We start from the raw sequence: 18449 nt of genomic DNA on the forward strand, positions 1-18449 counted from the left end.
AGAAAACCCATGGCCACTATGAAGGATATCGCTCGACTTGCTGGCGTCTCCACTTCAACCGTAAGCCATGTGATCAATAAGAGTCGTTTTGTGAGTGATGAAATTGCTGAGCGGGTGAATAACGCCGCTCAGCAACTCAATTACGCCCCCTCCGCTCTCGCGCGTAGCCTCAAAATGAACCGCACCAAAACCATTGGCATGTTAGTGACCACCTCGACCAACCCATTTTTTGGTGAAGTGGTAAAAGGCGTAGAGCGAAGCTGTTATCACCAAGGCTACAACCTAATCTTGTGCAATACCGAAGGGGATAACCAACGCATGAAAGCCAGCATCAACACCTTGCTGCAAAAGCGTGTCGATGGTTTGCTGTTGATGTGCTCAACCCTTGAGGGTGAAAGGTTGGATGTGTTTGACCGCTATCCCGACATCCCGATTGTGGTCATGGACTGGGGCCCGATCCTTTTTGCGAGTGACAAAATTCAAGACAACTCACTGCAAGGTGGCTACATGGCGGCCAAGCATCTGATTGAGTGTGGGCATAAAGAGATTGGTTGTATCACAGGTCCGCTGATTCGCCACCAAGCACAGATGCGTTATGAAGGTTACAAACGTGCGCTCGCGGAAGCGGGAATTGCTATGAATCCAGATTGGATTGTGGAATCTGACTTCGAGTGTGAAGGCGGCTACCAAGCCTTTGAAAAACTCTATCAGCGTGGCAAATTGCCCAGCGCTTTGTTTGTTTCCAATGACATGATGGCGATGGGCGTAATTCAAGCCGCCAGCCAAAGAGGTTTACGAGTCCCGGACGATCTTTCCTTGATTGGCTACGATGATGTGCATATCGCTAAGTTTATGACCCCGGCGTTAACCACCATCCATCAACCCAAATACCGCCTCGGCAAAGCCGCTGTGGATACCCTGCTTTATCGGTTGGAAAATCCAGACACCACTGCGCAAGTTGTGCAATTAGAGCCGACTTTAGTGGTGCGTAATAGTGTACGAAAACTCGGCTAGCGCTATCCGCTCGTCCCATTGTTCTAATTTATGATCCAAGCCAATCGAAGAGGACAAATGTCCTCTCGCTTTCCTCATATTGTTCCTTATAGTGTGGCAAGTCATAACAATGAGAGATAGAACAAATGGATCTGATGACTTTTTTTGATATTAACCACACCCTAGTCAATATTCCGATCGGTGGCGGATATGCCATGTCGTGGATTGAAGCGGTAGGAACGCTGTTTGGTTTGCTGTGTATCTGGTTTGCGAGCCAAGAAAAAACCATTAACTACTTGTTTGGCTTGATTAATGTCACGCTGTTTGCGGTGATATTCTATCAGATCCAACTGTATGGCATCTTGTTGCTCCAGCTGTTTTTCTTCTGCGCCAACATTTATGGCTGGTATGCGTGGACTCGCCCGAATGCTCAAGGGGATACGCTCGTTGTGCGTTGGATGAGCCGCCAAAAATTGCTGCTCACGGCATGCATTAGCGTGATCAGCATTATCTTGATGACCATTTATATCGATCCGGTATTCTTTTCTTTAGCCAATATTACCGTTGATGTATTGAATCTGTTTGGCGCACAACTGGATCGCCCAGTGTTATCTCCGGATGCTTTCCCATTCTGGGATGCGACGATGACAGTACTTTCTGTGGTGGCGCAGATTTTGATGACGCGTAAATACGTGGAAAACTGGATTCTGTGGGTAGTCATCAACATCATCAGTGTCGGAATTTATGCGGCGCAAGGTGTGTATGCCCTCTCTATCGAATACGCGATTTTGCTGTTCATTGCCGCCAATGGCACCCGAGCTTGGATGCAAACCGCTCGCCATAATGCAGAAAAAAACCTGACCAATGAGGCAACTGCATGAGCATTCAACCTCACATTCATGTTGCTCAAGTTGCGCCACGTGTTGTGGTCTGCGGTGAACCGAATCGTGCGAACCGCATTGCCAGCTTGTTGAATAACGCAGAGCTTGTCGCTGAAAACCGCGAATACCGCTTATTCAGTGGTGAGTTCGCAGGGCAGCCAATCACCGTATGCAGCACAGGGATTGGTGCGCCATCCATGATCATCGCGGTGGAAGAACTGGCGCGAAGTGGCGCAAAAGCTATTGTGCGAGTGGGTTCCGCAGGCGCAATGCAGCCAGAAATCGGACTAGGTGAACTGATTTTGGTGGAAGGCGCAGTACGTGATGAGGGCGGTTCAAAGGCATATATTGGCGCCGCTTATCCGGCTTACTCAAGCTTTGAATTGGTGCTGGAGATGCAACGCTTTTTAGCTGAGCAGTCCGTGCCCACTCACCGAGGTATTGTTCGCTCGCATGACAGCTTTTATACCGATGAAGAAGCAGAACTGTGCCGTTATTGGCATCGCAAAGGGATTCTTGCGGCGGATATGGAAACCTCTGCGCTACTCACGGTTGGCCGTTTACGCGGGTTACAGGTCGCTTCCGTTCTCAATAATGTGGTGTTGTATGAGCAAGATGTGCAAGAGGGCGTGAATCAATACGTCAATGCCGATCAAAGAATGATGCAGGGCGAAACGCTGGCTGCACGTGCTGCTTTGCATGCGTTAAACGCGCTTAAATTCGATTAGCCCCAACCTATTCACGACCCATAACATGGCCTCACTCAATGAGCGGTATTGCTCAGTTGAGTGAGGAATCTAGGTAGAGCTTCGCCTAAGTGCAAAAAACAGGTAGCCTATGCCCATGTGAATCGAATTTCAAAACGCTATGCAACTTACCGTGAATACTACCGGCCGTTTTTCAGGCTATTTGAATGCGCAACTGCCTGCGTTTCGTCTGGCGTTGGCTCAATGTCAAACCGCGACAAAAAGGTTTGATGCGGGTGAGGCGCTGTTGCAGCAAGGCCAACCTGTTGAGTCACTGTATGTGGTGTCTTGTGGTCGAGTTTCGATGAATATTCTGGCGGCTAATGGACGCCGTTTTCAACTCGGTGAAGTGCAGTGTGACGATCACCTGTTTGGCGAGATGGAGTTCTTTACCGCCATGTCTTGTCAGTGGAATGTGGTGGCTGAAGAGCCGATTCAAGCGGCGGTGATTTGTGCTCAGGCATTGCAAGAGTGTCTTGAGCAGCAACCTGTGCTTAGCCTGTTTTTTGCGTCTGCTTTAGCGCAGGATTACCAAGAGTCGCTGGACATTTACACGCAGCGTTTGATGCATTCAATCAGCTTTAACATTGCGTATGATCTGCTGCTCCAGCATGAAACTCGGGTCAATTTGGGTGGCTTTGAACGGATGGAGCCAGAAGCGGAACGCTTTGGTACATCGAGCCGAGTGTATCGCCGAGCGGTGAAAGAGTTGGTGGATAGGGGATTGGTTGAAAAAGGTGAGCGTGGACTTATCATCAAAGATCTTGAAGCTCTGCGTGCTTTTGTGGCCAGCTTTGAATAAGCGAGGTGTCCCTCGCTTATTCGCTGACTGGCGATAATGTCAAGTTAAAGCATTATTGATTTAAGAAAGCCACCGCTTTATCGGGAAAGTCAGTGAACAGACCATCCACCTTCACTTGGTTGTAGAACACATCCAGCATCCCTTCGAAGTTGTCTGCCCAAGGTGCAATGCGCCCTTTATCGGCTCGGAAGGTGTAAGGATGCACCACGAGGCCAGCCTCTTTTGCTTGCTTCATCAACGGCTTAATCATGATGTTGTCTTTGGTGGAAGCATCATCAACCAACATAGGTTTCCACGGGCCGATGCCATCGGCGTATTGCGCGACTTTGGCCATGCCGCCTTCGGCAAACATCCAGTCATAGTCATAGGGTGTGGCTTGGTCTCCTTGATAAACCATAGTTTCATTCCAGTCGGTGTACGCTAGTAGCTGAACTAGATTGAGATCCATCTTCATCGCTGGCAGCAGCTCATCATGAATGCGTTTTAGCTCGATAGGGTCAAAACATTGCAGATAGATTTTGTCGTCTTTGCTGTCGTAACCATACTGTTTTAGCACTTTGAGGACGGCTTGAGAAATATCTTTGCCTTCGTGGCGGTGAAACCAAGGTGCTTTGATTTCAGGGTAGATACCAATGTTATAACCGAGCGTCTTGTTGAGCCCTTGGATCAGCTCAATTTCTTCTGCGAGAGTCGGGACGGTGAAATCCCCTTTCCAAAGAGGGAAACGATCAGGAAAACCGGCGACTTTATTGCCTTGCACATCAATATCAAACCCTTCCGTGACACGCAGGGTTTTGATTTCGGCTAAGGTAAAGTCAATCGCGTAATAACGGCCATCGGCTCGTGCGCGTTTAGGGAAACGCTCCGCAACATCGGTGACGCGATCCAAATAGTGATCATGTAATACCACCAATTGATCGTCTTTGGTCATCACCACATCTTGCTCGATGTAATCCGGTTTCATCGCATAAGCCAGTGTTTTGGCTTCTAATGTATGTTCAGGTAAGTAGCCAGAGGCTCCACGGTGAGCAATCACTAATGGTTCTGCAGAAACAATGCTTGAAAATAAAGAAGTTGAGCAGGCCAGAGCCAGCAGAGAAAGCGAGAATGGTTTTAGCATCATGAATTCCTTTTTTGTTCTTCCCAGCCCTAAGGCGTCAAATGACACGTGACGTTAGGGTGGGAGAGAGAGTTGCCGCGCTCCTAATCAGGCAAGAGCGCGGCGAGGGGGACAAGCTATACTGACGATGTTATTGCTTGATGATACACGCTCTTAAATGGTCGCTTGTTTAAGCTTATCGTTATGGTGAGCGCGTTCGCCAACGAAAGCGTAAATCAAGCAGATCACAGAGAGTACACAAGAGGCAACCAAGACCATGAAGCCGCCATCCCAACCGAAGTGGTCAACGGTATAGCCCAATATCGCGTTAGCTGCCACAGCACCACCTAAGTAGCCAAAGAGACCAGTCAGACCTGCTGCGGTACCGGCGGCTTTCTTCGGAGCCAGTTCCAGAGCGTAAAGGCCAATCAGCATCACAGGGCCGTAGATCAAAAAGCCGATCGCGACCAGAGCTGCCATATCTACCGCTGGGTTGCCTGCTGGGTTGAACCAGTAAACCAGAACGGCAAGCGTTACCAACACCATGAACAGGATGCCTGCTGGAGCGCGGCGGCCTTTAAACACTTTGTCGGAAATCCAACCACACAACAAAGTACCCGGGATGCCCGCCCACTCGTACAGGAAGTAAGCCCAAGAAGATTTATCAACCGTGAAGTGTTTGGCTTCTTTGAGGTAAACCGGAGCCCAGTCAAGTACACCGTAGCGGATCAGGTAAACGAAGGCGTTAGCAATCGCAATCGACCAAAGCAGTTTGTTGTTGAAGACATACTTAAAGAAGATCTCTTTCGCAGTCATCTCATTTTCATGCGACTTATCGTAATCATCGGGATAGTCGTTTTTGTACTCTTCAATCGGTGGTAAACCACAAGATTGAGGAGTATCGCGCATGACTAGCCAAGTAAATACGGCCACCAGCACCGCAAAGAAAGCGGGGACATAGAAGGCCGTGCGCCAATCATCGTTAAACATCCATAGGCCGAGCAGGAAAATGGGGCCAATCAAGCCTCCACCGACGTTGTGAGCGACGTTCCAGACTGAAACAATCTCACCACGCTCTTTGCGTGACCACCAGTGCACCATAGTACGGCCACAAGCAGGCCAACCCATGCCTTGGAACCAGCCGTTTAAGAACAGCAGAATAAACATGGCAGTAATGCTGCCCGTTGCCCATGGCATAAAGCCGAAGCAGAACATCACTAGTGCCGAAAGGAGTAGGCCTGCACTCAGAAAGTAGCGTGGGTTAGAACGGTCAGAGACGTTCCCCATCAAAAATTTAGACAGACCATACGCGATTGAAACCGCACCGAGAGCCACACCCAGATCGCCACGACTAAAGCCTTGTTCAATCAGGTAAGGCATTGCCAAGCTAAAGTTCTTACGAACCAAATAGTAGCCTGCATAGCCAACAAAAATACCGATGAAAAGTTGCCAACGAAGGCGTGAATAGACGCTGTCCACCTTATCGGATGGCAGCCGCTGCGTATGCGCAGCCGGTTTGAAGAGCTCGAACATAGTGACCTCATTGTTTTTGCGATGGTATAAACCTCTACTATCGGAACTCACAGTACAGATGTGAGCATCACCGCAGTAAAGAAATGTCGAACGAGCAATTTATTTTCGTTCGAAAGTGTCGAGATTCTTATGTTTCTGAATTGTTATTACTGTGATTGATGTGGCACGTGAATTATTTTACGTATAGAAACAAATTGTAAATTTTCGATTTTGTTGACTTTTATCGCAAAATTAAGCGTTTGGATTTATTCCATTGCTTTTGTGGTGATGAAATTTTCGTATGAAATTAAATGTAGATTGAACGAAAATAAATCAGTTTCGTAAATTGAGTGTTGGAAGTGCAGATGGGGATAAGAAGAGAGGGAATGGACGTAGGCGGTGAATCAATGGCAATCCTTTGCCATCTGAGACAGGCTTGATCGACTTAGTCGCGATTGCTTTCACGAGTTTTGTATTGGTAGTCGACTTTAACAATCGAGCGATACTCAACGACACCTGGCTGTTTCGCAAAAGATTGAACCACAACTTCAGTACCATCAATCTTGACACTTTTTGGCACAACGCTGTTTTGCCATACTGAAAGTTCATTCGCTAATTTGTTGCTAGGTAGAGCTTGTAACTGCTCGATTTTCTTAAATCCCGCGGCGTAAGCTTGTTCCTGGCTTGCGTAAACACCCGCATTGATTGAGCGTGCTTTGTGGTTGGTATCGATAGACGCAAACGCACCAGCACTGAGAGTAAGAGCGGTAACGGCGAGAATAATCTTTTTCATAAGTTTTCCTTATTGAGTTTGAAAGCTGTAATGAGTTTCTAAAAGTAATTTGTTTTCTCTTATTGAGAGAGGTATTCATACTATCAATGGTTATGTAAAGAGTCCGTCAAGTAGGGTAAAGCTTTTGAAAAGGTATGGTTGGGTTTCTTTACATAAACTGACTTAAGCTGGGTTTTCATGACACTGTTAAGTCTCCATCAGCCTTAGTTTTCTGATTTAGCATCGTCACACCGGGCTCTGGCTAAGGGAGTTTGAAGTGCCTCGAAGAGCCCAAGCAAGCCAAGACTGTTGCATGTAGTTACTGGAAAGTAGGTGGCAAATTGACGATTTCCCGCGTGGCTTTGTGCCGAAATTGACACGTTATTTTGGGGTTATTGCTAGCTTTTGTTAGCCATTTGTAAACAGAAATGGCGAATAACAAGAGTCACAATCAAGAAGGAATAACTATGAAATACGGATTAAAAATCAGTGCGCTAGGCTCAGTCATACTCGGGGCTTTGGCGGCTTCGCAGGTACAAGCACATGGTTGGGTGGAATTCCCAAGCGCAAGACAAAACACCTGTTATCTCGACGGCGGTTTTTGGGATAACGCGATTCCAAATCAAGCTTGTCAGGCGGCCTATGATGTTTCCGGCGCTTTTCCGTTTGTGCAGCGCAATGAAATATCGGCCAATGTGCAGAAGTATCGGGATATGGCCGCAGTAAAAGCGGTGGTGAAAGATGGCGAGCTCTGTTCGGCGGGCGATAAAGCCAAAGCGGGCTTGAATGTGCCTTCTGCCCATTGGCAAAAAACCGGAATCACCCTAGATGCCAATGGTCAAATTGAGGTCGTGTTCCATGCGGCAACGCCTCACAATCCCTCGTATTGGCAATTTTATTTAAGTAAAGCGACTTACGACCACACCAAGCCACTGACGTGGGATGACTTGGCATTGGTGGGCAGCTCGGATGATGTGGCCGCGGGAAGTGATAAGAAATACCGTTTCAAAGTCACCTTGCCACAAGATCGCAGTGGCGATGCGATTCTTTACACGCGCTGGCAGCGGGTAGATGCAGGTGGTGAAGGCTTCTACAACTGTAGTGACATCACCTTTGGCGGTGCTACCACGCCACCAGATCCGACTGACCCGACCGATCCGGCTAAGCTCACCGCTTTGGGTTATTACGTACCGCAAGGGTTTGGCCCTGTTGAAGTCGGAGATAGTGTTCGCTTGCGAACATTTGATGCGACAGGTATGGAAACGACAGATATTGCCTTGCCAATCCGTGCCAACAATTTGGAGACTTGGCCTGCCGAGCTAGCGGGTCAGTTCAATCAACTGAAAAACGGCGAATGGTTTATCGGTATTTGGCACCAAGAGATGAACCACTACATGTTTGATACGCAAAATTTGTACGCCAACCAAGTCTTTGCGCCAAACAGTAATCTCACTTACCGCTTATCGCTCACCAAAGGAGATACCACGCCACCGACTCAACCCGAAAATGCATGGGATAAGAGCAAGACTTATACCGCAGGCGCGGTAGTCACTCATAAAGGCAAGAGCTGGACTGCCCAGTGGTGGACACAAGGTGAAGAGCCGGGAACCACAGGCGAATGGGGTGTGTGGCGCTAAGCGCGCTGCCTCTTTGACGAACTGAGCGTTTATATGCAGTCAAAAGAGGCTGTCACTCGGCAAAACAGGTTGTCTCGTACAACCTGTTTTTCTTTTTGACCAAGCACGTTGCCGCTATTGGGCGGCGCGCAAGCGGATCTCAAAGCTCATGCCCGCATCAGGATTATTCGTTGCCACGATACTGCCTTGCATATCTCGTAGGCTATTGGCGACAATCGCTAGGCCAAGCCCTAATCCTTCGCCCATTTTCTTACTGGTTTGAAACGGTTCAAACATCGTGGTTAAGAGTTCTGGTGCAATACCACAGCCGTTATCGCTCACGCGCACGATCACTTGCTGTTCTTCACTCACGGCGCTAATGCTGAGCTTCGGTTCTAAGGTTTGACTCATCGCATCTAACGCATTCGACACCAAGTTACCGAGCACTTGGTGCAAGCGTTGCTCTTCTCCCATCACCAACGGCAGATCGCTAGAAAGCCGAACTCGAACATCCACCGGAGTTAAGCGTACTTGATGGATGCGCAAAATCTCCTGTAGTGCATCGGGCAGCGAGATGGCTTGCAAAGCATCAGGTCGATTGAACGCGAAGGATTTGAGTTGGGAAGTCATCGCCGCCATACGATCAATCAAAGAATGCACCAGCTTGGTATTGGCTTTGAGCAGCTGAGTTTCACCGCGTTCAAGGAGCAATTCGTTGCTAGAAAGTAGGGTGCGCAAACCGGTAAGGGGCTGATTGAGCTCATGGGTAATCGCACTTGACATACGTCCCAATGCGGCCATTTTGCTCGCTTCAATCAGCTCTTGTTGAGCGGATTTCAACGCTGCGGTGCGCTCTTCTACTCGCTGTTGCAAATCGCGGTTGGCATTCTGAAGTGCGATTTCCGCCTTCTTGCGTTTACTGATATCAATCAGTGTCACCAAATAGTGGCGGCGATCTTTCCAACTGACCGCAATCAGGGAGAACAGCACCGGAAACAAACTGCCATCACTGCGCCGCGCGACCGTTTCCACGTTGGTGATGTCGGCCAGCTCTTGATGCTCGGTGAGATTTTTCAGCAGCAGTGGCACGGTGGCATTTGGGTTTCCAGTATCAAACAGCGACCACGCTTGTAGCTGACGCACCATACTTTCCGAGAGGCTAAAATAGCGCTTCGCCATCGGATTGATCTCTTCAATGCGGCCTTGTCCATCGATCAGCAGCAGTCCAACATGAGTTTTGTTGATCATATTGCGTTGGCGCTCTTCGGCCTCAAACAACACTTGTTGAATCTTGGCTTCACTGAGGCGCTTTTGATACTGCTCGTAACGCAGACGCATCAGTAATAGCAGCAATAATACGCCGACCATAGCACTGGTGCTGATCCAGTTAACCGTGACATTAAGATTTTTAAGCGGCGTGAGGTAAGTGAGCGTCCAATTTAGATCATCCAGCGTGACGGATTGGGCAAGATAAGGCGCTTGTTCGACTTGCCACAGTGTTAGGCGTGTTCCATCAAATAGACTACGTTTTTGCGCCGCTGCGACCACTTCGGGGTGAGTCGCTATCCAGTCTGCGCTGTAAACTGAACTGCTGGAGAGAAAATAATGGCGTTGAGCATTTTGAAAAAGGATTAACTCATCACTGGCAAACCATTGATCGGCAAGCACGTTTAAATCCACTTGTACGGCAACCGCGCCGACGATCTCGACATCCAGATAAACTGGCGCAGCAACAAAATAGGTGGGGGTGCTGCCAACGGATTTGGTGACAATCGAAATCCCTTCACGCTGCTGCAAAATTTTGTTGATGATGGCTTTACCATCAGAGATCTTCCAGCTTTCGGCATTTTTACTGGCCGCTAACACGGATCCGGAGAGGGTTAGTATGTACCAACCTTTGGTATTCGCGGCTTTATCGAGCTGCGCCAATTGTTGCTGTAATTGGGCTTGCGGGCGATCATCGCCCTGAAACAGTTTGAGCGTGTTGGCTTCATTGGTCATCAGGTACGGCAAATGATAAAAGCGACTTAGAGTGCGCCTTACATCACTGATGTAATCAAGCAAACGCTGCTCGCCGTGGCGCTGCGCTTGCCCCAGTTGCCAGTTTTCACTGATGGCGTGCGAGCCCCATCGCACCGCGATCAGCAGTAAAATCACCAACACTATCCAACTTGCTTTATTAAGTTTCAAAGCATTTTCCTATTTAAAACGAGCACCGAGATTGACGCTTCAACTTAGCAACGAAAGCGATAAATGTTAATGACGGGTAACTCAGAAGTGAGAGGCGGCTCCTTTCCAAGCCAGACAAATTTGCTTATTTTAGCCGCACTATAAATAGAACAGAGAATAAAGCGTGGAAAGCCAACGGATTGCATTGATTGAGGACGACGACATTGTGCGTCAAGCCACAGGCCAGTGGTTACAACTGGCGGGTTTTGACGTGGCGATGTTTGCTGATGGCGCATCCGCGTTAGAGGCGATTGAGCAGCAGAGTTTCGCCGCCGTGGTGAGTGATGTACGCTTGCCCGATACCGATGGGTTGAGTCTTTTGGTGGCGTTGAAAAATGTGCAGCCGCTAACGCCAGTAATTTTGATCACTGGACATGGCGATGTCGATATGGCGGTGAAAGCGCTGCATCAAGGCGCGTTCGATTTTATCGAGAAGCCATTTCAACCAGAACGCCTTGCCAACACGGTGGCGCAAGCGGTCAGTCAGTACCAAAACGCGTTGTCATCACAATCGCGTGCCCACTATCTTGCCTCTGCCAAAGGGTTAGAGCAGATCTTGATTGGGCAGTGTAAGTCGATTCAACTGCTGCGCGAGCAAATCGCCAAAGTCGCAGCGATGGATACCAACGTGATCATTTACGGCGAAACCGGCTGTGGCAAAGAACTGGTGGCGCAGTGTCTGCATCAAGCCAGCGAGCGTCAGCGTGGTCAGTTTGTGGCGATCAACTGTGGCGCGATCCCAGAAAACCTGTTTGAAAGCGAACTGTTCGGCCATGAAGCGGGCGCGTTTACCGGTGCGGTGAAGCGGCGGATTGGCAAGCTGGAACTGGCCGATAAAGGCACGCTGTTTCTGGATGAAATCGAGAGCATGCCGCTGGCCATGCAAGTGAAAGTGCTCCGCGTGCTGCAAGATCATGTGGTGGAGCGGGTGGGCGGTAATCAGCCGAACACCATTGATTTACGTGTGATTGCGGCGGCTAAGGAAGAGCTGCGGCAGCACGCGGAATTTCGCCAAGATCTGTTCTATCGTCTCAATGTCGCGCAGTTGTATTTACCGCCGCTGCGTGAGCGAGGTGACGATATTTTGCTGCTGTTTGAACACTTCTGCGTACAAGTGAAACCGACTTGGCGCAGCCTGAGTGAAGCGGATCGGTTGGCGCTGCTCACTTATCGTTGGCCGGGCAACGTGCGCGAGCTGCGTAATGTCGCGCTGCGTTATGCGCTGGATGACAGCATCAGTGTTGGGGAAATTCTGGCTTCACGTCCGGGAATGACTGAAGAAGAAGCCTCGGCGGGGTTACCGCTGGCGATTCAAGTACACAATTTTGAACGTAAAGTGATCGCTCAGGCGCTGCATCGCCATCAAGGTAATATCAGTGAAGTGATGAAAGAGCTGGATTTGCCAAGGCGCACCCTAAATCAGAAAATGCAGAAGTTTGGTTTGCTTCGCGGTGATTTTACTGCGCAGGAGGAATGAGCAAAATTTTGCTCATCACTTTTCAATGGTTTTTATTAACATCGATCACATTTAGTTAACCTTGCGTGATCGCTCTCCTGATTTTTGAGCCTAAAACACGCGCGATGATCGGCGGTTTTTTGCTGATGTACTTGAGGCTCAATCAGCAAAATTTTGCTCATTGTTATCTGTGTTGAAAATTAATAACTTATAAAACAATGAATTAATTTTTGGCATCTTCTTTGCTGTTAGTGATATTGCCAATGCTGTACGCCAGCCGTATTTGGAAACGGTGCAGCATCGAAAAATAATCACAACATGGAGAGTCACGATGAAACAAAAGCGCCTTACGCAAACCCTATTAGCCGCCATCACTTCGTTTGGCCTAATTAGTGGTGCTTACGCAGCCGAAGAACGCAGCTACATTCTTGCCACCGCGTCAACCGGAGGAACCTATTACCCCGTAGGTGTCGCTCTGGCGACCCTGACCAAAGTCAAACTCACCCCGAGCTACCACTTTTCACTCTCCGCGATTAGCTCGGCCGGATCGGGTGAAAACGTGAAGTTGATGAACGATAACGAAGCGCAGTTCGCGATTTTGCAAGGTTTGTACGGTGCTTGGGCATGGGCGGGCGAAGGCCCGTATGCGGAGCGTCAAAACCAATTACGTTCGGTCTCTATGCTGTGGCAGAACGTGGAACACTTTATTGTGCGCTCTGATCTCGCGCCAACTGGCACCATTGCCGATCTGGCCAGCATGAAAGGGAAAAAGTTCTCGATTGGTTCGAAAAATTCGGGCACGGAATTTTCGGGTCGGCAGATCATGCAAGGGATTGGCGTTGACCCTGATACCTTTAATCTGGCTTATTTGGGCTACGGAGGCAGTGCTAGTGCGCTGCAAAACGGCACCATTGATGGCATGAACACGCCAGCGGGTGTGCCAGTGGGCGCGGTGACTCAAGCTTTTGCAGCGATGGGCAACGACATCAAGATCCTCTCTTTTACCGATGAGCAGATTAAACAAGCCAACGGTAACTACAACTTATGGACCAAGTTTGATATTCCGGCGAACACCTATCCGGGCGTCGATAAAACCATCACCACCATTGCTCAGCCGAACTTCCTCGCGGTGCGCACCGACATTTCGGAAGAGGATGTATATCAGCTCACTAAAGCCATGTACGAGAACTTAGCTTTCCTACAAGGCATCCACAAAGCGACCAAAGATATGGCGATTGAAAAAGCCATCGAAGGTTTGCCCATGCCCCTGCATGCCGGTGCGGCGCGTTACTACCAAGAAGTGGGGATTAAAATTCCAGCCCACTTGATGCCACAGTAAGTTCGGCGAACGCGAAAGACTGCTCGGGAGCGGGCAGTCTTGCCCTTTCAACATGAAGTCAATCTAAAGAAAGGGCATCTCTGTTTTCTTCGTCTATCCCCAAACCGCTGGAAGTAGTTGCAATACGGCCGCTTCCTGGGGATATGGCTTAGTTGTCTCGCTGTTGGAGTAACGCAATGAGCAATTCAGTAGAACAAGAACTGGAAAAGTTCGAAGTGCCGACCCGTACCCGTTTTAGCTGGGTAACGCGCACGATTTCCGTATTGTGTGTGCTGCTGTCACTGGCGCACATTTGGTTTAATACGTTATCCACGTGGTCAGAATTGTGGATTTCGGCTATCCACTTCGCGGGGTTCGCGATGATTTGCGCGCTGTGGTATCCCGCCTTACCTCGTTGGCGTGAGAGCAAAGTTGCGCTGGCGTTTGATGTGTTGTTAGCGCTGCTGGCGCTGGCGTGCTTGATCTATTTGATGCTGGCAGAAGATGCACTCTATGAGCGCGGCGTGAAATTTGTCACCAGCGATTGGGTGTTCTCAATTCTCGCGATCTTGATTGTGATGGAGATGATCCGCCGCACTATGGGTTGGTTTATTCCCACGCTGATTTTGATCTGTCTGACCTATGTCTCGGTTTGGGGCAAATGGGCAGGCGGCATTTTCCATTTTCCCGGCTTAAGTGCCGAAACCCTGCTGTATCGCAGTTTCTATTCCTCGGAAGGCATGTTCGGTTCGATTGCAGCGATCAGCTGGAGCTTCGTGTTCATGTTCATCCTGTTTGGTGCCTTCTTAGTGCGCTCTGGTGTCGGCGATTACATTATGGACGTGTCACGCGCTGCGGCAGGTAAAGTGGTGGGGGGGCCTGGTTTTATTGCTGTGCTGGCTTCGGGTTTGATGGGGTCGGTTTCAGGCTCTAGTGTCGCGAATACAGTATCTACGGGCGTTATTACTATTCCCATGATGAAGAAAGCCGGCTTTCCTGCACGCTTCGCCGCAGGGGTGGAAGCCGCGGCTTCGACGGGTGGGCAACTCATGCCGCCGGTGATGGGGGCTGGTGCGTTCATCATGGCGTCGTACACGCAGATCCCGTATGTGGATATTGTTGCGGTGTCGTTTATTCCGGCGCTCATCTATTTCCTTTCCGTCGCGTTTTTCGTGCGGATTGAAGCCAAACGCATGGGCGTACAGATTGTCACTACGAGCCAAGAGCCGTTTATGAAAGTGCTGCTGTCGGGTTGGCATAACTTGATCCCACTCGCCGTGTTAGTGACCTTGTTGGTGGTAGGCTTTACCCCAACGTACGCGGCGGGCTTGTCGATTCTGTCGGTGATTGTTGCTTCGTGGTTTTCCAAAAATCACAAAATGGGTCCTAAAGCGATCATTGAAGCGTTGGAGCAAGGGGCGAAAAACATGGCGACCACCGCGGTATTGCTGGTCGGTATCGGCTTGGTGATTAACGTGATTAGCACAACGGGCATCGGCAATACCTTCTCATTGATGATCAACAACTGGGCAAATGGCGATCTGCTGACCATGCTGGTGTTGATCACTTTGGCCTCTTTAGTGCTGGGGATGGGGCTGCCAGTAACGGCGGCGTACATTGTGCTGGGTACGCTTTCGGCTCCTGCGCTGTACAAACTGCTGGCCGAAAGCCAGTTGGTGGATTTGATGGTTTCGGGGCAATTGCCGGAACAAGCCAAAGCGATTTTCATGCTGGCGGCACCGGATCAACTCAGTTTGCTCAATGCGCCTATGGCGGCGGAAAATGCCCATGAGCTGATTAGCCTTGTGCCCGCGGATTTTGTGGAAACCTTGCTACAACAAAGCTTAGGGTTAGAAGCGATTGGTCTGGCTCTGCTTTCGGCGCACCTTATTATCTTCTGGCTCTCGCAAGACAGTAACGTGACGCCACCGGTGTGTTTGACGGCATTTGCCGCGGCCACCATCGCCAAAACCCCGCCGATGCGCACCGGATTTACCGCGTGGAAAATTGCTAAAGGCTTGTATTTGGTTCCCGTGTTGATTGCCTATACCCAACTCATCAGTTGGGATGCGACCACGGTTGTCACCATCGGCATCTTTGCGATTTTTGGCACTTACGCCATGATTGGCGCGATTGAAGGCTATCTGGAAGGGCGGCTGAATCTCTTATGGCGTTTGCTGTTGGCGGTGATCGGTGTGCTGCTGGTGTGGCCAAGTTTGCCGATTTGGATCCGTTTAGTCTGTGTGGCGCTGTTTGTGGTGATTTTTATCTACACACGAAAATCTTCAACTCGCGTTGAGCGAGCAAATTCGGCGGTGCAGGAGGCGAAATCTGCATGATTTATGATTACGTGATTGTCGGAGGCGGCATTGTCGGCGTCTCCACCGCTTGGCAACTGAAACTGCGTTATCCGAAAAAATCGGTGCTGTTGATTGAGAAAGAGGCGGGGTTTTCCCGCCATCAAACTGGTCACAACAGCGGGGTGATCCATGCGGGAGTTTATTATGCTCCCGGCAGTTTGAAGGCTGATTTTTGTAAACGCGGAGTCGAACGCACTTTGGCGTTTTGCGCGCAACACAATATTCCAGTGGAAAACTGCGGCAAGTTACTGGTGGCCACCAATGAGCCAGAACTCGAACGCATGCACGCACTCTATGATCGCTGCTTACAAAATCAGATCGACGTTGAAAAACTGGATGCCGCACAGTTGAAGCTGGCGGAGCCCAATATTCGTGGCTTGGGGGCGATCTTGGTGAAAGCGACCAGTATCGTCAATTATCGTCTGGTGACTGAGAAAATGGCCGAAGCCTTTATGCAGTTGGGTGGGGATGTGAAAATAGGCACGGAAGTGGTGGGCTTGGAAGAAACGCCATCCTCGGTCACGCTAACTTGCCAACAGAAGAACCAACGCGTGAGTTATCAGGCCAAATTTCTGGTCACCTGTTCAGGCTTAATGGCCGATCGCTTAACCAAGATGCTCGGTTTGCCGACCGATTTTCAGATCATCCCTTATCGTGGCGAATACTACCGTTTGGCACCCAAGCATAACCAAGTGGTGCGTCATCTTATCTACCCGATTCCGGATCCTGAATTGCCGTTTCTCGGCGTGCATTTAACCCGCATGATTGATGGCAGCGTGACCGTTGGCCCCAATGCCGTACAAGGTTTTAAGCGTGAAGGTTATGGTAAATGGAATGTTAGCCTGCGCGATGTGTGGGAGATGGTTTGCTTCCCCGGCTTTTGGAAAGTGAGTGCCCAGCACTTTAATACGGGTATGGTCGAAATGAAAAACTCATGGTGGAAAGCGGGCTACTTACAATTGGTACGTAAATACTGCCCAAGTATCGAACTCTCGGATCTTGAGCCTTACCCTGCAGGCATTCGTGCCCAAGCGGTATTAAGTGATGGTACGCTGGTGCACGATTTTCTGTTTGCCGAAAGTCCGCGCAGTTTGCATGTGTGTAACGCCCCTTCTCCAGCGGCCACTTCCGCAATGCCAATCGGCGAATATCTGTGCGACAAAATCGCGGAAAAATCGCTCGCTTGAGCCTCTCAATGCCCATCAATGAAGGTGGGCATCTTCTTCACCTCGAATTGTAAAGTACTTACATATCATCATCTTTAATTGATTTTTGTGTAACTATTTGCTGATTTTATGTGTGATCATTTGCATATTTTTTGGCACAGAGTCTCATTTCCAAGAAGCCATCTTCACAGAGTTGGAACCCTTATCTCGTTGTGGAAGCAGCGATTCTACCGAAATGCCATTCGGTAACTAATAATAAATCCGTAACTCGGTTGTCTATGTCCGGAACCTATTGTGGTGTGAATACCCTAGGTTTCGAGGGTTACTGCGGCCGAAATTCAGGTCGCATCACGCACGCTAACCACAAGAAAAACAAAATGAGAAATCCAATCATGAACAAGAAACCATTAACGCTTCTGATAGCTGGGCTATTGGGAAGCACATCGGCGTGGGCGCAACATGAGCTCACGCTAGTGCAGATCGGCGAAAAAACCGTTGAGCGGCTAGAATCGATTAAAGCGATGGCCGAACGCGGAGAAGGGGTATTTGAGCGCAATGGCGAACGCTGGATCCGTTACAAAGGGACGGACTATCGCCTGAGCTACAAAAATGATCTGCAGTTCCCTTTTCTGCCTTATCAAGGCGGCGATGATACGCCTTATCGCAACGTGATTGACTTTGTCGATCAGAGTTGGGAATTCATGATGTATGACGGCGGTTTTTATCTCATGAGCCGCGAATTTGGTGTTTACGAATCAGACGAGCAAGGCTGCTTTATTGAATACATTCCTGCGTCACACGGCTCTAAGCGTGCCGATGGCAGCTACATTTGGGAGCGCGATGCCATCTATCGCACCGAAACCAATGATTGCGGTACGTTAGTCAAACCAGAGATTAGTTCGTTAACCGTTTCGAGCCTGTCTGATGTCGGTGTGTCATTTGACTGGCTTGGGCAAAACGAAACGGACTCAGTGACACTCACGGTTACCAACCTCAGTGATCACAGTGATGTTCGTCGTTATGACCATGTTTCCGCGGGATTCTTTGTGGGTGGGCTTAAGCCAGAAACCCAGTATGAAATTGCCCTCAGTTCCTGCAATCAGGTCGATTGCGCTGAGCCGAAAGTGGTGCGCTTCACGACTCAGGAAGCTCGAGTTGGTTTTGCTGATGAGATCCCAACCCCGAACCATTTGCAAGGCAGTTTAGAAGGCGGGTTGAGCATCACGCAAACCCATACTTCGGTTGCGCCCAAGGGCAATGAGCTGACTGGGCAAGGCCATCTCGATGCGATCATGAACCGTGAAGCTTTACTGCTGTTTACGCCGCAGCAAGGTGAGGAGATTAACCAAGTCCGCGCCGAAGTGTTCCTCGATGGCGAAGTAGTGCAAACCATCTTGATGCTGCCGCCAAGTGCTTTGGCCGCATCGGATCAGCCAGAGAATGGTCGCATGAAAGTGGTGTTTTCGCATCATGCATGGTCGCTGCCCCTGCAATGGGAT

Annotated in this window: 13 protein-coding genes and 1 pseudogene; 10 read left to right on the forward strand and 4 right to left on the reverse strand. The window is 49.6% G+C overall.

The window, feature by feature from the left end; all coding sequences use genetic code 11:
• Positions 1–9: 9 nt before the first annotated feature.
• The 4 genes from GOU96_RS09755 to GOU96_RS09770 all read left to right on the forward strand — a co-directional run bounded on the left by GOU96_RS09755 (position 10) and on the right by GOU96_RS09770 (position 3422).
• Positions 10–1014 (forward strand): substrate-binding domain-containing protein, encoded by a 1005-nt coding sequence (locus GOU96_RS09755; RefSeq protein WP_095490332.1) that lies wholly within the window; start codon positions 10–12, stop codon positions 1012–1014.
• 125 nt (positions 1015–1139) lie between these two features.
• Complete coding sequence (pnuC, locus tag GOU96_RS09760) at positions 1140–1874, forward strand: nicotinamide riboside transporter PnuC (protein WP_000365210.1); 735 nt, start codon at positions 1140–1142, stop codon at positions 1872–1874.
• Positions 1871–2602: a nucleoside phosphorylase gene (locus GOU96_RS09765; protein WP_267781666.1), complete on the forward strand. Its 732-nt coding sequence runs from the start codon at positions 1871–1873 to the stop codon at positions 2600–2602. Before pnuC ends, GOU96_RS09765 begins: the two co-directional genes overlap by 4 nt.
• 139 nt (positions 2603–2741) lie before the next feature.
• Positions 2742–3422, forward strand: coding sequence for a Crp/Fnr family transcriptional regulator (locus GOU96_RS09770; RefSeq protein WP_267781668.1), 681 nt, complete (start codon positions 2742–2744; stop codon positions 3420–3422).
• Between the two features lie 52 nt (positions 3423–3474).
• On the opposite strand, the gene glpQ is transcribed toward GOU96_RS09770, so the two are convergent.
• The 3 genes from glpQ to GOU96_RS09785 form a co-directional block, all read right to left on the reverse strand.
• Entirely contained in the window at positions 3475–4542 is a 1068-nt protein-coding gene (gene glpQ, locus GOU96_RS09775; protein WP_267781671.1) for a glycerophosphodiester phosphodiesterase, read from the reverse strand.
• Positions 4543–4695: 153 nt separating this feature from the next.
• Positions 4696–6054: a glycerol-3-phosphate transporter gene (gene glpT / locus GOU96_RS09780; protein WP_000462373.1), complete on the reverse strand. Its 1359-nt coding sequence runs from the start codon at positions 6052–6054 to the stop codon at positions 4696–4698.
• 424 nt (positions 6055–6478) lie between these two features.
• Positions 6479–6826 carry a DUF3316 domain-containing protein gene (locus GOU96_RS09785; protein ID WP_000720501.1) on the reverse strand — a complete coding sequence of 116 codons (348 nt, stop codon included), beginning with the start codon at positions 6824–6826 and terminating at the stop codon, positions 6479–6481.
• 446 nt (positions 6827–7272) lie between these two features.
• Between GOU96_RS09785 and GOU96_RS09790 the strand changes: the two genes are divergently transcribed.
• Positions 7273–8442, forward strand: coding sequence for a lytic polysaccharide monooxygenase (locus tag GOU96_RS09790; protein ID WP_069648465.1), 1170 nt, complete (start codon positions 7273–7275; stop codon positions 8440–8442).
• 114 nt (positions 8443–8556) lie between these two features.
• On the opposite strand, the gene GOU96_RS09795 is transcribed toward GOU96_RS09790, so the two are convergent.
• A complete protein-coding gene (locus tag GOU96_RS09795; RefSeq protein ID WP_267781674.1) occupies positions 8557–10611 on the reverse strand; it encodes an ATP-binding protein in 2055 nt (684 codons plus the stop codon).
• A gap of 163 nt (positions 10612–10774) precedes the next feature.
• Here GOU96_RS09795 and GOU96_RS09800 point away from each other — a divergent pair, with 163 nt between their 5' ends.
• From GOU96_RS09800 to GOU96_RS09820, 5 genes and pseudogenes are all read left to right on the forward strand, one after another.
• Positions 10775–12127: a sigma-54-dependent transcriptional regulator gene (locus tag GOU96_RS09800; protein ID WP_267781676.1), complete on the forward strand. Its 1353-nt coding sequence runs from the start codon at positions 10775–10777 to the stop codon at positions 12125–12127.
• A gap of 310 nt (positions 12128–12437) precedes the next feature.
• The gene (locus tag GOU96_RS09805; RefSeq protein WP_002156696.1) at positions 12438–13445 is read left to right on the forward strand and encodes a TAXI family TRAP transporter solute-binding subunit; all 1008 of its coding nucleotides are present in this window, start codon (positions 12438–12440) and stop codon (positions 13443–13445) included.
• 176 nt (positions 13446–13621) lie between these two features.
• Positions 13622–15763: a TRAP transporter permease gene (locus GOU96_RS09810; RefSeq protein WP_071178992.1), complete on the forward strand. Its 2142-nt coding sequence runs from the start codon at positions 13622–13624 to the stop codon at positions 15761–15763.
• Positions 15760–16971, forward strand: coding sequence for an L-2-hydroxyglutarate oxidase (gene lhgO / locus GOU96_RS09815; protein WP_071178993.1), 1212 nt, complete (start codon positions 15760–15762; stop codon positions 16969–16971). The genes GOU96_RS09810 and lhgO overlap by 4 nt, the downstream gene beginning before the upstream one ends.
• 371 nt (positions 16972–17342) lie before the next feature.
• Positions 17343–18449: pseudogene (locus GOU96_RS09820) on the forward strand (peptidase M66); the annotation flags it as partial.

The organism is Vibrio sp. R-1 (genome assembly GCF_035615595.1).
Classification (GTDB): Bacteria; Pseudomonadota; Gammaproteobacteria; order Enterobacterales; family Vibrionaceae; genus Vibrio; species Vibrio cholerae.